We start from the raw sequence: 15,485 nt of genomic DNA on the forward strand, positions 1-15,485 counted from the left end.
CCCATATACTGCTTACATGTTAATGGTTGTGTGAAGCACAGTTACACAACCTGATTACCTGGCGGACACTAAACTAAGAGAGAGCTCTATGAATCCTGAGCGTTCTGAACGCATTGAAATCCCCGTATTGCCGTTGCGCGATGTGGTGGTTTATCCGCACATGGTCATACCCTTATTTGTAGGGCGGGAAAAATCTATCCGTTGCCTTGAAGCCGCCATGGATCATGATAAAAAAATCATGTTGGTTGCGCAGAAAGAAGCTTCAACGGATGAGCCGGGTGTAAACGATCTTTTCACCGTCGGGACCGTGGCCTCTATTTTACAAATGCTGAAACTGCCAGACGGCACCGTCAAAGTGCTGGTCGAAGGTTTGCAGCGTGCGCGTATTACCACTCTGTCTGACAATGGCGAACACTTCTCTGCAAAAGCAGAGTACCTCGATTCGCCGCAGCTTGATGAACGTGAGCAGGAAGTGCTGGTGCGCACGGCCATTAGCCAGTTCGAAGGCTATATCAAGCTGAACAAGAAAATCCCACCAGAAGTGCTGACGTCGCTGAACAGCATTGACGATCCTGCACGTCTGGCGGATACCATCGCTGCTCACATGCCGCTGAAGCTGGCAGACAAACAGTCTGTGCTGGAGATGTCCGACGTGAATGAACGTCTGGAATATCTGATGGCGATGATGGAATCCGAAATCGATCTGCTCCAGGTTGAGAAACGCATTCGCAACCGTGTGAAAAAGCAGATGGAGAAATCCCAGCGTGAGTACTATCTGAACGAGCAAATGAAGGCGATTCAGAAAGAACTCGGCGAAATGGACGACGCGCCGGACGAAAACGAAGCGCTGAAGCGTAAGATCGACGCGGCAAAAATGCCGAAAGAGGCGAAAGAAAAAGCCGAAGCAGAACTGCAAAAGCTGAAAATGATGTCTCCAATGTCGGCTGAAGCGACCGTTGTTCGCGGTTACATTGAGTGGATGGTTCAGGTTCCATGGAATGCCCGCAGCAAGGTCAAAAAAGACCTGCGCCAGGCTCAGGAAATCCTTGATACCGACCACTACGGCCTTGAGCGCGTTAAAGACCGTATCCTTGAGTACCTCGCGGTACAGAGCCGTGTGAATAAGCTTAAGGGCCCAATCCTGTGTCTGGTAGGGCCTCCAGGGGTTGGTAAAACCTCTCTGGGTCAGTCTATTGCCAAAGCGACCGGACGTAAGTACATCCGTATGGCGCTTGGCGGTGTGCGTGATGAAGCTGAAATCCGCGGTCACCGTCGTACTTATATCGGTTCAATGCCGGGCAAACTGATTCAGAAGATGGCGAAAGTGGGCGTTAAAAACCCGCTGTTCCTGCTCGATGAAATCGACAAAATGTCGTCTGATATGCGTGGCGATCCGGCGTCAGCACTGCTTGAAGTGTTGGATCCAGAGCAGAACGTGGCGTTCAGCGATCACTATCTGGAAGTTGACTACGATCTGAGCGATGTGATGTTCGTAGCGACCTCTAACTCCATGAACATTCCGGCTCCATTGCTGGATCGTATGGAAGTGATCCGTCTGTCGGGTTACACCGAAGACGAAAAACTGAACATTGCCAAACGCCACCTGCTGTCTAAGCAGATTGAGCGTAACGCACTGAAAGATAGCGAGATCACGGTTGACGACAGTGCCATTATTAGCATTATTCGTTATTACACGCGTGAAGCGGGTGTCCGTAGTCTTGAGCGTGAAATCTCTAAACTGTGCCGTAAAGCGGTTAAACAGCTGCTGCTGGATAAAACCCTCAAGCACATCGAGATTAACGGCGACAATCTGCACGAGTATCTGGGCGTTCAGCGTTTCGACTACGGTCGTGCGGACAGCGAGAACCGTGTAGGCCAGGTTACCGGTCTGGCATGGACGGAAGTGGGTGGCGATCTGCTGACCATCGAAACCGCCTGTGTTCCGGGTAAAGGTAAGCTGACATACACCGGTTCCCTGGGTGAAGTGATGCAGGAATCCATTCAGGCTGCGCTGACTGTGGTGCGCGCGCGGGCGGAAAAACTGGGTATCAACCCGGATTTCTACGAAAAACGCGATATCCACGTCCACGTACCTGAAGGTGCAACACCGAAAGATGGTCCAAGTGCGGGTATTGCCATGTGTACGGCACTGGTTTCTTGTCTGACAGGGAACCCGGTTCGTGCCGATGTGGCGATGACGGGCGAAATTACGCTGCGTGGTCAGGTTCTGCCAATTGGTGGTCTGAAAGAAAAACTTCTGGCTGCACACCGTGGTGGGATCAAAACTGTATTAATTCCGCATGAAAATAAGCGCGACCTGGAAGAGATTCCGGACAACGTTATTGCCGATTTGGACATCCATCCGGTGAAGCGTATTGAGGAAGTTCTGACTCTCGCATTGCAGAATGAACCCTCAGGAATGCAGGTTGTAACTGCAAAATAGTGACCTCGCGCAAAGAGCGTCAATAAAAACAAGGCTGGTAAGTCATTTCGGACTTGCCAGCCTTTTTTTGTATAGCTAATTTAGATTGCTGATTGGGCTAGCCATCAACAACGGGTGTTGTAAGGTCATGGCAGGCCTGATATAACTGCTGCGCGGTCGCGCTGTGAAGGATTCAGGTGCGATATAAATTATAAAGAGAGGAAGAGAACAGTGAATAAATCTCAACTGATTGACAAAATTGCTGCGGGTGCTGATATTTCTAAAGCTGCAGCTGGACGTGCGTTAGATGCTTTAATTGCTTCTGTTACTGAATCTCTGCAAGCTGGGGACGATGTTGCACTGGTAGGTTTCGGTACTTTCGCGGTTAAAGAGCGTGCTGCCCGTACTGGCCGTAACCCTCAGACCGGTAAAGAGATCACCATTGCTGCTGCTAAAGTGCCGGGCTTCCGTGCCGGTAAAGCGCTGAAAGACGCAGTAAACTGATTGCTTTCTCGTTTCAGGGAAGCTGAAAAGTACAAGGGCGCATCATTTGATGTGCCTTTTTTGTTTGTCCAGACCTGATTTGTTCGAGTTTATGCGAGTTGTGGGCTGACAATTGCCCCGGTTTCTTGTCACAATACGACTTTACGCGCGACGGTCAGGATTTTCCGTCAGCGTCAGGTAACCAGTCACCTACAGCGGAGTGTTGTTACACCATGATGGACAGCTTACGCACGGCTGCTAACAGTCTCGTGCTCAAGATTATTTTCGGTATCATTATCGTGTCGTTCATTTTGACCGGCGTGAGCAGTTACCTTATCGGCGCTGGCGCCAACTATGCCGCAAAAGTGAATGGCCAGGAAATCAGCCGTGGGCAGTTCGAGAACGCTTTCGCGGGTGAACGTAACCGTATGCAGCAACAGCTGGGCGATCAGTTCTCAGAGCTGGCAGCAAATGAAGGTTACATGAAAACCCTGCGTCAGCAGACGTTGAACCGCCTGATTGACGAAGCGCTGCTTGACCAGTACGCCAGGAACCTGGGTCTGGGAATCAGCGACGAGCAGGTTAAAAAAGCCATTATCTCTACTCAGGCATTCCAGTCTAACGGTAAATTCGATAACGCTCGCTACAACAGCATCGTCAATCAGATGGGTATGTCTGCCGACCAGTACGCGCAGGCGCTGCGTAATCAGCTGACGACCCAGCAACTGATCAATGCCGTGGTTGGCACCGATTTTATGCTCAAAGGTGAAACTGACGAGCTGGCTGCTCTGGTGTCTCAGCAGCGTGTTGTCCGTGAAGCAACAATTGATGTTGCTGCCCTGGCTGCGAAACAGCAGGTGAGCGATGACGAAATTAACGCCTACTACGAGCAGAACAAGAACACTTTCGTTGCGCCAGAACAATTCCGTGTAAGCTACATCAAACTGGATGCTGCTGCGTTGCAGGAAACGGCCTCTGACGCGGACATTCAGTCTTACTACGATCAGCATCAGGATCAGTTCACTCAGCCTCAACGTAACCGCTACAGCGTGATTCAGACCAAAACTGAAGCTGATGCTAAAGCCGTGCTGGATGAGTTGAACAAAGGCGCTGATTTCGCGACGGTAGCCAAAGCAAAATCCACTGACATTATCTCTGCAAAAAATGGCGGTGATATGGGCTGGCTGGAAGATGCCACTACCCCGGATGAACTGAAAAATGCAGGCCTGAAAGATAAAGGTCAGCTGTCTGGCGTTATCAAATCTTCCGTTGGCTTCCTGGTTGCACGTCTGGACGATATCGAAGCGGCAAAAACCAAGCCGCTGACTGACGTTCGTGACGATATCGCCTCGAAAGTGAAGCAGGAAAAAGCACTGGATGCCTTCTATGCGTTGCAGCAGAAAGTGAGTGACGCTGCCAGCAATGACAACGAATCACTGGCGGGTGCAGAGCAGGCCGCAGGTGCAAAAGCGGTTGAGACGGGCTGGTTTGGCCGCGACAACCTGCCGGAAGAGCTGAACTTTAAACCGGTTTCTGATGCCATCTTCAACGGTGGTCTGGTGGGCGAGAACGGCACACCGGGTAGCAACTCTGACATCATTACCGTGGACGGCGACCGTGCATTCGTTCTGCGTGTGGCCGAGCATAAAGCAGAGGCGGTAAAACCGCTGGCAGAAGTGAAAGATCAGGTTGTCGCACAGGTTAAACACAACAAAGCGGAACAGCAGGCGAAACTGGATGCTGAGAAGATCCTGGTTGACCTGAAAGCAGGTAAAGATGATGCCCTGAAAGCGGCGGGTCTGAGCTTCGGTGATGCGAAAACGCTGAGCCGCACGGGGCAGGATCCTGTCAGCCAGGCTGCGTTTGGTCTTAGCCTGCCTGCGAAAGATAAGCCAAGCTTTGGCACAACCTCCGACATGCAGGGTAACATTGTTCTGCTGGCGCTGGATGAAGTGAAGGCAGGTACCATGCCAGAAGCGCAGAAGAAAGCGATGGTTCAGGGCATTACGCAAAACAATGCACAGATCGCGTTCGAAGCAATGATGAGCAACCTGCGTAAAGAAGCCAAAATCAAGCTGGGTGACATCATTACTCAGCAGCAATAATTACGTATCTGCTCGCAGATTTTCGTAACGTACTGCAATATCCAAAGGCCGCTTTCGCGGCCTTTTCCATTTCTGCAATCTGCTGTTTGTACCTGTTTTACGGCGCGGCTATCGTGATGTGGCTGTCAACAAACAAGGAGATAACAGCATGAAACGTGGAATCAAAGCTCTCATCATTACTCTGGCGCTTGCCAGCGGCGGGATTGTACAAGTGGCGAATGCTGCTACGGCAGTCGATAAAACACCGGCGGTACAGGCTAAAGCCGAGTCATCGGTAAATGGGCAAGGGGCTATGCCATCAAAAGCAATGCCTGGCGCGAAAAGCGCGGATGATGATGGTACGCGAGTCAGCATCAATTCGGCTTCTGCTGAAGATCTCGCCCGCGCGATGAATGGTGTCGGGTTGAAAAAAGCGCAGGCCATTGTCAGCTACCGTGAAGAGTATGGCCCATTTAAAACCATCGACGATCTTAAGCAAGTTCCGGGCATGGGCAGTTCACTGGTTGAGCGCAATCTCTCACACCTGACGTTGTAATCACGCAATAACTTGCACGGCGGCAAAAATTTGCCAGGATAAAGAGGTCATACCAGTTATGACCTCTAATCCTATAACAACAGTAAAGGCTATTGCGCTATGCAGACAAAAATCAAAGTACGCGGGTATCACCTCGATGTGTACCAGCATGTGAATAACGCCCGCTATCTCGAATTTCTTGAAGAGGCTCGCTGGGACGGGCTGGAAAACAGCGAAAGCTTTCAGTGGCTGACCGCGCACAACATCGCATTCGTGGTCGTCAACATCAATATCAACTACCGTCGTCCGGCCGTGCTGGGAGATGTCCTTACCGTCACCAGCCAGGTACAGCAGCTAAACGGAAAAAGTGGTGTGTTAAGCCAGGTGGTAACCCTGGATCCTGAAGGGCAGGTGGTTGCCGATGCGCTGATCACCTTTGTCTGTATTGATCTTAAAAATCAGAAAGCGTTGCCGCTGGAAGGGGAGTTGCGTGAAAAGCTGGAGTTGATGATCGTATAGATTTTTGTCTTTTATAAAAGACAAATGGTTTTGTCAGGGATAGAATAATGGACAGGGACTACGTCGTTGTACGTTACCAGACCCGTGACGGGACAATTCCGTTTGAGGAATGGTAGCGAAAATGCAGAAGAAGGATCCGGAGTTAGCGTTTTGGATCCTTCTGCGAATTGACCGTGCGGAAAAAGGCAATTTCGGGGATTATCGTTATCTGAGAAGCGGCGTCTTGGAAATGAAAATGGATTTTGGTCCCGGTTATCGAGTCTATTTTGCTGTTGAACATCGGGAGGTCCTGTTGTTGCTGATGGGCGGTGACAAAAAGGGCCAATCATCGGATATAAAACTGGCAATAGACTATTGGAAAGATTATCAAAAGGATAAACCGGATGAGCAAAAGTGAACAAAACTATCCTGCTTCCGTCAGCCATGATGAGGCCGTCGTTAAGATGCTTCGCGAAAATCCTTCTTACGCTCAGCTATACCTTCAGGTTGCTTTGGAGGAGATTTATGAAGACCAGGGGATCCCGGCATATTTAATTGCGTTAAGGCGTGTCATTGAAGCCCAGGGCGGCATCGGTGAAATCTCTGCAAAAGCGGGACTTTCTCGTCAACAGCTTTACCGAACCCTGTCAGGCAATGGCAACCCAACGCTGACAACGCTGGTGAAAGTCACCCGTGCTGCCGGCGTAAAACTGTTCGACAGCACGGCGAAGTAACTTATTTCAGCCCGGTCTTTTTCTGCAATGCGGCCATCACGCCAGCTTTATCAGCCAGATAGTGGTTCAGCCCATTCGCGCGCAGATTACAGGCCGCGCATTGGCCGCAACCGTCGCCCTTAATGCCGTTGTAGCAGGTGAGGGTTTCGCTGCGGACCATATCCAGCTTGCCCCAGTAGTCGGCCAGCGCCCAGGTCTCTGCTTTATCGAGCCACATCAGCGGTGTTTCAAAGCGGATATCTTTCGCCATCCCCAGATTTACCGCGTGATTGAGCGCTTTAACAAATTCATCGCGGCAATCCGGGTAGCCGGAGAAGTCGGTTTCACAGACGCCGGTGATCACGGCTTCGGCCTTCACCTGCCAGGCGTAAATCGCCGTCAGGGTCAGGAACAGGATATTACGCCCTGGCACGAAGGTATTCGGAATACCGCTGGCATCAGGTTCATAGTCAGGCACAGGAATACTGTCGCGGGTGAGGCTACTGACGGCCAGTTCATTTAGCAGCGTAACATCCAGTACCTTGTGCGCACGCGCGCCCAGTTTCAGCGCCAGTTCGCGGGCAACGTCGATTTCAGCGCGATGACGCTGACCATAATCGAAAGTCACACAGTGAACTTCATCATACTGATGAAGAGCCTGAACCAGGCAGGTAGTGGAATCTTGTCCTCCGCTGAACACGACGACGGCACGTTTCATAAATTATCTCGACAGTGACGGTAAAAGCGTAATGTTACCGCCTGACCTCGACGGCGACCAGCTTCTTCACAATTTAGGTGCCGGTAGCCAGGCCTGCGTAAAATCAAACCAGCCGCGGGCATTCAGTTGTATGCCGTTGACTCCCGGAGGGGCGCTGATTTGATACTGGTAGTTGAACAGGGGAGTCAGCACTGCACTCTCCATTAATCCGGTGAATAAAGTCTTAAGACCGACATGCCGGGCTTGCTCATCGGCCTGACTCTGAACGGCATCCAGTGTGGCATGTAGATGGGTAAACTGAGGGGCACTCAGCAGATGCGGCCAGAGTGCATCACAGCGTAGCCACTGCTCAAGCGTATATTCCGGCGCTTCGCCGATCAACCTGTCACCCATCATGATGTCCGCATCGGCAAGACTCAGACAGCCATCCCACGTTTTCGCGTCGTGGAATATCAACGTAAGCTCACAACCTTGCTGCGCAAGGTACTGTTTTAACTGGCTCGCCATGGTGTGGAGCTCTACGGGCAGATGGTAAAACAGGGTCAGCGTTTTCGGCAGTTGAACATCCCCGAGCTCTGGCCACTGCGGGATACTCCATCCGGGAAGCATTTCCTGCGTTGGGGTAATCAGCCCCTCGTTAAGCGGCAGCGTATGCAGGAGTTCAGTGAGGTGGATAATATTGATCAGCCGTCTTGCCTGCATTTCGCTTAATCGTGGGCTCTGTTTCAGGGTGAGATAACAAAAGCCCAGGCTGGTGCTGTTACTCACCAGACGCAGGCTGGCCAGTTCGTCGGGTTCGCCAATGGCAATTTGCACGGGATGACGGCAGCTTGTACCCAGCCCATAGTCAAAGAGTTGCGGCGTTATCCAGAACTCAATCGCTTTTAACAGGGGATGGCTCAGATGATATTGCTCGTGGCTCTCCAGACGAACCAGATCGGGATCGTACAGGGTCAGACGGAAAGGCCCGCTGCCCGTCATGGCCTGCTCAGGATGCGCCAGGCGGCTGCAATATGTCGCCAGCCGGTGCGCAAGCCAGTAATCCGGCTGATGTAAAATAAAGGTCAAACACTGGGGATGCGTCACGTCGATGCGCGAGACACTCTGGAACAGTTTACGCAGGGCCGGTAAGGCCAACAGTGCAGTCAGACTTTGTTGTAGCTGCACTGTTTCGACTTTATCGCCGTTGTGCCAGTGCAGCGTGGAACGGATGTAAAAATGCCAGCGCAGCCCATCGGCCGATACCTCCCAGTGGTGAGCAAGATCGCCTGTGGGTTCACTGCTGGTGCCGTTAAAACGCGTCAGCCCGGAGAACACTTGCCCCGCCAGATGCTGCTCTGCACGGCCCGCTAAAAAGCCAGGGAGAAGCGGATCCAGCGAGCGGTAATAGGGGATCCGTAGCGTTGGCGTGTCATTTTGCCAAAGCCCGCCCAGATAAGGGTGAAGCAGAGTGCGCAAATCTTCCGGTGCAAGCTGCGCCAGTTCCAGCGCGTTATGCTGATGTCCGCTCTTCAGAGCCTCTTCCATCATCTCATTACGCAGCGATTCCGGCGTGACATGAAACGTGAGAGAGCCGCGTTTACCCCGCCCAGACTGGGCGTGCCAGCTTAACCAGCCGGCCTCCTGTGCCTGGCGCAGGAGTGTGCGCACATGCCTCTCACTGCAAAAACAGCGGCTGGCAAGCTCTGTTACGGTGACCTTCTGCGGCGCACCTGCCGAAGGTTGCCACAGGCGTTGATATTGGTTGAGGCGATTAAGCTGGCGCATGATAAACCCGGAACAATAATTTCCATCTATTCAGTATTACTTCCGTATATCTCAGGTAATACTGATGCACAAGTTAACCGCATCACATTTTCGGGAGTAATCATGGCCAGGCTCGCTGCATTTGATATGGACGGCACGCTGTTAATGCCGGATCACCGTTTAGGCGATAAAACCCTGAACACCCTGAAGCGCCTGCATGAGCATGATATTACCCTGACCTTTGCGACAGGTCGCCACGTGCTGGAAATGCGCCATTTGCTAGGAGCCTTTTCGCTCGATGCGTTTCTGATAACCGGTAACGGGACGCGAATTCACTCCGTTGAAGGGGATGTATTGCATCGTCAGGATCTCAGTCCGGAAGTGGCGGATATTGTGCTGCACAGCACCTGGGATACTCAGGCCAGCGTGCATGTCTTTAACGACGAAGGATGGTTTACCGGGCGAGAAATACCGGAAATGCTGCACGCACATGTCTATAGCGGATTTAAATATCAGTTAATCGATCTGCGCCGTATTCCCGCTCACACGGTGACGAAAATCTGTTTCTGCGGCGATCATGACGATCTGTGCCGTCTGCGCATTCAGCTTAATGAGGCGCTAGGCGAACGTGCGCATTTGACGTTCTCGGCGGTAGATTGCCTGGAAGTGCTGCCAGTGGGCTGCAATAAAGGCTCGGCGCTGGCGGTGCTGAGCGGCCATCTGGGTTTCACGATGCAGGATTGTATAGCGTTTGGCGACGCCATGAACGACCGCGAGATGCTGGGTAGCGTCGGTCGCGGTCTGATTATGGGGAATGCGATGCCGCAGCTTAAAGCGGAGCTACCTCATCTGCCCGTTATTGGACACTGCCGTAACGAAGCCGTATCCCACTTTTTGACTCATTGGCTGGACAAAAACAACCTCCCATATTCCCCCGAATAGTGAGACCCTTCCAGCAAGCCAGACTTCGGTCTGGCTTTTTTTTATTTCAGCAGTTGCGTGATTTGCGCTTTCCAGGGTTCGATATCACCGATATTCGCCTGCACCCACTCTGCGTTGTAATAGGTATCAAGATAACGCTCGCCGCTGTCGCACAGCAGCGTAACGATAGAGCCGGTGCGACCCTCTTCGCGCATCCGCGCGGCTAACTGCAACGCGCCCCACATGTTTGTGCCCGTAGAAGCACCCACCTTGCGGCCAAGCTGAGCTTCCAGCCAGTGTGCTGTCGCAACGCTTGCTGCATCAGGTACGCGCAGCATTTCATCCACAACATCAGGAATAAACGATGGCTCAACGCGCGGGCGGCCAATGCCTTCAATTTTGCTCCCCACCGGGCTACGCAGGGCGACATCGCGGGTTTGCCAGTAGTCGAGGAACACGGAGTTCTGCGGGTCAACCACCATCAGTTGTGTGTCATAACCCTGGCAACGAATGTAACGGCCAATGGTGGCTGACGTCCCGCCCGTGCCTGCGCTCATCACAACGTATGCGGGAACGGGATGAGGTTCGTGCGTCATCTGGCGGAAAATGCTGTCCGCGATGTTGTTATTCCCGCGCCAGTCCGTCGCCCGCTCGGCAAAGGTGAACTGATCCATATAATGACCATTTAACTCGCGAGCCAGCATTTCAGAGGCGGCGTAAATTTCGCAGGCGCTTTCGACAAAGTGGCAGCGCCCGCCGTAAAACTCAATCTGCTCGATTTTGCGTTTGGCCGTGCAGTAGGGCATCACGGCGATAAACGGCAGGCCTAACAGCCGGGCAAAATAGGCTTCGGATACCGCGGTGGAGCCGGACGACGATTCAATGATCGTGGTGCCTTCTTTAATCCAGCCGTTACACAAACCGTATAAGAATAGCGAGCGGGCCAGGCGATGTTTCAGGCTACCGGTAGGATGGGTGCTTTCATCTTTCAGGTAGAGCTGAATGCCCGCAAATCCTGGCAGAGAGAGGCGGATTAAATGGGTATCTGCCGAGCGCTGATAGTCGGCATTGATTTCGCTGATGGCATGTTTAACCCAGGTGCTATTCATCGTGTGTATCCGTTTGTCATTTTGTGCCCAGCATAGCGAAAAGCACAGAAAAAATTGTTGCTATCTGACCTTTAAAATAGAATGAAGGGAGAAAAATTTTCTCTGCGAGGTGGGTATGCTAGATAAAATTGACCGCAAGCTTCTTTCATTGTTGCAAACCGACTGCACCCTCTCTTTGCAGGCGCTGGCAGATGCCGTTAATCTGACCACCACACCGTGCTGGAAGCGCCTCAAAAAGCTGGAAGATGACGGCATTTTGCTCGGGCGTGTTGCACTTTTAGATCCCGAAAAATTGGGGCTTGGACTGACCGCATTTGTCCTGATAAAAACGCAGCATCACAGTAGCGAATGGTATTGCCGCTTTGTCACCCAGGTCTCTGAAATGCCGGAGGTTCTTGGATTCTGGCGTATGGCAGGGGAATATGATTATCTGATGCGCGTCCAGGTGGCCGATATGAAGCGATATGATGATTTTTACAAGCGACTGGTCAACAGTGTACCGGGCTTATCGGACGTCACATCGAGCTTCGCGATGGAACAAATAAAACACACCACAGCATTACCCATTGAATAAATTGAATAACTTCCCGGCCAGGCCGGAAAAATACCTTCAGGAAAATACCGCGTGCGATTATTTGCCCAACTAAGCTGGTACTTTCGTCGGGAGTGGCAACGCTATCTCGGCGCAGTCTGCCTGCTTATTATCATTGCCATTCTGCAACTTATCCCGCCAAAGGTGGTGGGATATGTGGTGGATGGCGTCACCGAACAGCATTACACCACCGCACGGGTGTTGATGTGGATTGGCACGCTGGTGCTGACTGCGGTGATTGTCTACCTGCTGCGCTACGTCTGGCGTGTCTTGTTATTCGGGGCGTCTTATCAGCTTGCCGTTGAGCTGCGCGAAGACTTTTACCGCCAACTGAGCCGCCAGCATCCCGAGTTTTACCTGCGTCACCGCACTGGTGATTTAATTGCCCGTGCTACCAACGACGTTGACCGCGTGGTGTTTGCCGCCGGGGAAGGGGTGTTAACGCTGGTGGACTCGCTGGTGATGGGGTGCGCGGTGCTGATTGTGATGTCGACCCAAATCAGCTGGCAACTGACGCTGCTGGCCCTGCTGCCAATGCCGCTTATGGCGCTGGCGATCAATCGCTACGGCGAAAAACTACATGAGCGTTTCAAACTGGCGCAGGCGGCATTTTCGTCACTCAACGACCGCACTCAGGAGAGCATGACCAGTATCCGCATGATCAAAGCCTTTGGTCTGGAGGACAGACAATCTGCGCTGTTTGCTGCCGATGCGGCGGATACCGGGGCGAAAAACATGCGGGTGGCGCGGATTGATGCGCGTTTTGACCCGACGATTTATATCGCTATCGGTATGGCGAACCTGCTGGCTATCGGCGGCGGTAGCTGGATGGTGGTACACGACATGATGACGCTTGGCCAGTTAACCAGTTTCGCGATGTATCTGGGGCTGATGATTTGGCCAATGCTGGCGCTGGCCTGGATGTTTAATATTGTTGAGCGCGGCAGTGCTGCCTACAGCCGTATTCGCGCCATGCTGGCCGAAGCGCCAGTGGTTAACGACGGTAGTGAAACGGTTCCGGAAGGACGTGGGGTAATGAAAGCGGATATCGGTTCGTTTGTTTACCCGCAAACGGAACATCCGGTGCTTGAAAACGTCAATTTCACGCTGCAATCGGGCCAGATGCTGGGTATTTGCGGCCCGACGGGTTCCGGTAAAAGCACTCTGCTTTCGCTTATCCAGCGTCACTTTGATGTTACTCAGGGCGATATTCGCTTTCACAATATCCCGCTGACACGCCTTCTGCTGGACGACTGGCGCAGCCGTCTGGCTGTGGTCAGCCAGACGCCGTTTTTATTCTCTGACACCGTCGCGAATAACATTGCTCTTGGCCACCCAACGGCGACGCAGGAAGAGATTGAACATGTCGCGCGTCTTGCCAGCGTTCATGACGATATTTTGCGTCTGCCGCAGGGCTATGACACCGAGGTGGGCGAACGTGGTGTGATGCTTTCTGGTGGGCAAAAACAGCGTATTTCGATTGCCCGCGCGCTGCTGCTGAACGCCGAAATCCTGATCCTGGATGACGCACTTTCTGCGGTGGATGGCCGCACTGAATATCAGATCCTGCACAACCTGCGACAGTGGGGCGAAGGGCGCACGGTGATTATCAGTGCGCACCGCTTGTCGGCATTGACCGAAGCCAGTGAAATTCTGGTGATGCAGCACGGGCACATTGCTCAGAGTGGGCAACATGACCAGCTTACAGAACAACCCGGCTGGTATCGCGATATGTACCGTTATCAGCAGCTTGAAGCGGCGCTCGATGATGCTCCAGAGCAGGATGAGGAGACCGCCAATGCGTAAGCTGGGAACGATGTGGCCGACCTTAAAACGTCTGCTTTCCTATGGCTCTGTGTGGCGAAAACCGCTGTCGATTGCCGTGCTTCTGCTCTGGATTGCGGCGATTGCTGAGGTGAGTGGTCCGCTGCTGATTAGCTATTTCATCGACAATATGGTGGCGAAACGCTATCTGCCGCTGGGGCTGGTGGCGGGGTTAGGTATTGCCTACGTTGGGTTACAGCTGACGGCCGCCGGGCTGCACTATGCGCAGTCGTTGCTGTTTAACCGGGCAGCCGTTGGCGTCGTGCAGCAGCTGCGCACGGATGTGATGGATGCGGCGCTGCGCCAGCCGCTGAGTGAATTTGATACTCAGCCTGTCGGGCAAGTTATCTCGCGTGTGACCAATGATACGGAGGTTATCCGGGATCTGTATGTCACCGTTGTGGCAACGGTATTACGCAGTGCGGCGTTGATTGGTGCGATGTTGGTGGCGATGTTTAGCCTTGACTGGCGCATGGCGCTGGTGGCGATCACCATCTTCCCGGCAGTCCTGATTGTGATGGTTATCTATCAACGTTACAGCACGCCGATTGTTCGCCGCGTGCGCGCTTATCTGGCCGATATCAACGATGGCTTTAACGAAGTGATCAACGGTATGAGCGTCATCCAGCAGTTCCGCCAGCAGGCACGTTTTGGCGAGCGAATGGGGGAAGCCAGTCGTTCACATTACATGGCGAGAATGCAGACGCTTCGCCTGGATGGCTTCCTGTTGCGTCCGTTGCTGAGTCTTTTCTCTACGCTGGTGCTTTGCGGCTTACTGATGCTGTTTGGTCTGACGTCGGGCGGCACCATTGAAGTGGGCGTATTGTATGCCTTTATTAGTTATCTTGGGCGTCTGAATGAACCGCTGATTGAGCTCACCACTCAGCAATCCATGCTGCAACAGGCCGTGGTTGCGGGAGAGCGCGTCTTTGAGCTAATGGACAGGCCACGTCAGACCTACGGTGATGATGACCGTAGTCTGCAAAGCGGTGCTATTACCTTTGATAATGTCTCGTTTGCTTATCGTGATGACCGGCTTGTCCTCCAGGACGTTAGCCTGGATGTCCCGTCGCGTGGCTTTGTGGCGCTGGTGGGGCACACCGGTAGCGGTAAGAGTACGCTCGCCAGCTTGCTGATGGGGTATTACCCGCTCACGAAAGGGGAGATCCGCCTGGACGGGCGTCCACTGTCTTCCCTGAGCCACAATGTCCTGCGTAAAGGGGTGGCAATGGTGCAGCAAGACCCGGTGGTGCTGGCGGATACTTTCTATGCCAACGTCACGCTGGGCAGGCCTTATACGCATGAGCAGGTGTGGGCGGTGCTGGAAACCGTGCAGCTGGCAGAGCTGGCACGCGGTCTGCCCGAGGGTATCGACACCCGGCTGGGCGAGCAGGGAAATAATCTCTCGGTTGGGCAAAAACAGCTGCTGGCGCTGGCGCGGGTGCTTATTGAAACGCCGCAGGTGCTTATTCTGGATGAGGCAACTGCCAGTATTGACTCCGGTACTGAGCAGGCTATCCAGCAGGCGCTGGCGGCCGTGCGCGATCATACAACGCTTGTCGTTATCGCTCACCGCCTGTCAACGATTGTTGATGCCGATACTATTCTGGTGCTGCATCGCGGCCAGGCCGTCGAGCGCGGTACGCATCGTCAGCTGTTAGAGGCGAAAGGGCGTTACTGGCAGATGTACCAGTTGCAACTGGCGGGAGAAGAGCTGGCTGCCAGTGCGCGCGAAGAGGAATCACTCAGCGCCTGATGCACCAAAATCAGGCAACGCGCTAACACTCTCAACTGTTGGTGCAACACTGAAACGCATCATGCACTGTTATGGTGCGTTTTT

General features: G+C 53.1%; 14 protein-coding genes. 11 read left to right on the plus strand and 3 right to left on the minus strand.

Annotation, left to right across the window (positions count from 1 at the left end):
• Positions 1-88: 88 nt before the first annotated feature.
• The 7 genes from lon (at position 89) to ACS603_RS12525 (ending at position 6,756) form a co-directional block, all read left to right on the plus strand.
• Entirely contained in the window at positions 89-2,443 is a 2,355-nt protein-coding gene (gene lon, locus ACS603_RS12495; protein ID WP_014069127.1) for an endopeptidase La, read from the plus strand.
• Between the two features lie 210 nt (positions 2,444-2,653).
• Positions 2,654-2,926, plus strand: coding sequence for a nucleoid-associated protein HU-beta (gene hupB, locus ACS603_RS12500; RefSeq protein ID WP_002444653.1), 273 nt, complete (start codon positions 2,654-2,656; stop codon positions 2,924-2,926).
• A gap of 212 nt (positions 2,927-3,138) precedes the next feature.
• Positions 3,139-5,010 carry a peptidylprolyl isomerase gene (gene ppiD, locus ACS603_RS12505; protein ID WP_446492289.1) on the plus strand — a complete coding sequence of 624 codons (1,872 nt, stop codon included), beginning with the start codon at positions 3,139-3,141 and terminating at the stop codon, positions 5,008-5,010.
• A gap of 148 nt (positions 5,011-5,158) precedes the next feature.
• Positions 5,159-5,545 carry a helix-hairpin-helix domain-containing protein gene (locus ACS603_RS12510; RefSeq protein ID WP_182059834.1) on the plus strand — a complete coding sequence of 129 codons (387 nt, stop codon included), beginning with the start codon at positions 5,159-5,161 and terminating at the stop codon, positions 5,543-5,545.
• Positions 5,546-5,644: 99 nt separating this feature from the next.
• Positions 5,645-6,043 (plus strand): YbgC/FadM family acyl-CoA thioesterase, encoded by a 399-nt coding sequence (locus tag ACS603_RS12515; protein WP_474944368.1) that lies wholly within the window; start codon positions 5,645-5,647, stop codon positions 6,041-6,043.
• Positions 6,044-6,164: 121 nt separating this feature from the next.
• A complete protein-coding gene (locus ACS603_RS12520) occupies positions 6,165-6,440 on the plus strand; it encodes a type II toxin-antitoxin system RelE/ParE family toxin (protein ID WP_474944369.1) in 276 nt (91 codons plus the stop codon).
• The gene (locus tag ACS603_RS12525; protein WP_182059835.1) at positions 6,427-6,756 is read left to right on the plus strand and encodes a helix-turn-helix domain-containing transcriptional regulator; all 330 of its coding nucleotides are present in this window, start codon (positions 6,427-6,429) and stop codon (positions 6,754-6,756) included. The genes ACS603_RS12520 and ACS603_RS12525 overlap by 14 nt, the downstream gene beginning before the upstream one ends.
• Before the next feature lies 1 nt (position 6,757).
• Here ACS603_RS12525 and queC read toward each other — a convergent pair whose 3' ends face one another.
• Both queC and ACS603_RS12535 read right to left on the minus strand, forming a co-directional pair.
• Positions 6,758-7,453, minus strand: coding sequence for a 7-cyano-7-deazaguanine synthase QueC (queC, locus tag ACS603_RS12530; protein ID WP_182059836.1), 696 nt, complete (start codon positions 7,451-7,453; stop codon positions 6,758-6,760).
• 66 nt (positions 7,454-7,519) lie between these two features.
• The gene (locus ACS603_RS12535; protein WP_182059837.1) at positions 7,520-9,220 is read right to left on the minus strand and encodes an SgrR family transcriptional regulator; all 1,701 of its coding nucleotides are present in this window, start codon (positions 9,218-9,220) and stop codon (positions 7,520-7,522) included.
• A gap of 102 nt (positions 9,221-9,322) precedes the next feature.
• On the opposite strand from ACS603_RS12535, the gene cof reads away from it, so the two are divergent.
• Positions 9,323-10,141 carry an HMP-PP phosphatase gene (cof, locus tag ACS603_RS12540; RefSeq protein ID WP_315688020.1) on the plus strand — a complete coding sequence of 273 codons (819 nt, stop codon included), beginning with the start codon at positions 9,323-9,325 and terminating at the stop codon, positions 10,139-10,141.
• 41 nt (positions 10,142-10,182) lie between these two features.
• On the opposite strand, the gene ACS603_RS12545 is transcribed toward cof, so the two are convergent.
• Positions 10,183-11,229, minus strand: coding sequence for a PLP-dependent cysteine synthase family protein (locus tag ACS603_RS12545; RefSeq protein ID WP_182059839.1), 1,047 nt, complete (start codon positions 11,227-11,229; stop codon positions 10,183-10,185).
• Positions 11,230-11,344: 115 nt separating this feature from the next.
• Between ACS603_RS12545 and ACS603_RS12550 the strand changes: the two genes are divergently transcribed.
• Genes ACS603_RS12550 through ACS603_RS12560 form a run of 3 tightly spaced genes read left to right on the plus strand, consistent with a single transcriptional unit; the run spans position 11,345 to position 15,401 of the window.
• Positions 11,345-11,803 (plus strand): Lrp/AsnC family transcriptional regulator, encoded by a 459-nt coding sequence (locus tag ACS603_RS12550; RefSeq protein WP_182059840.1) that lies wholly within the window; start codon positions 11,345-11,347, stop codon positions 11,801-11,803.
• A 51-nt stretch (positions 11,804-11,854) separates the two neighbouring features.
• A complete protein-coding gene (locus ACS603_RS12555) occupies positions 11,855-13,627 on the plus strand; it encodes a SmdA family multidrug ABC transporter permease/ATP-binding protein (RefSeq protein ID WP_474944370.1) in 1,773 nt (590 codons plus the stop codon).
• Positions 13,620-15,401: a SmdB family multidrug efflux ABC transporter permease/ATP-binding protein gene (locus ACS603_RS12560; RefSeq protein WP_182059842.1), complete on the plus strand. Its 1,782-nt coding sequence runs from the start codon at positions 13,620-13,622 to the stop codon at positions 15,399-15,401. Before ACS603_RS12555 ends, ACS603_RS12560 begins: the two co-directional genes overlap by 8 nt.
• The last annotated feature ends 84 nt before the right edge of the window (positions 15,402-15,485 follow it).

The organism is Enterobacter sp. Li2LvB3 (assembly GCF_056156645.1).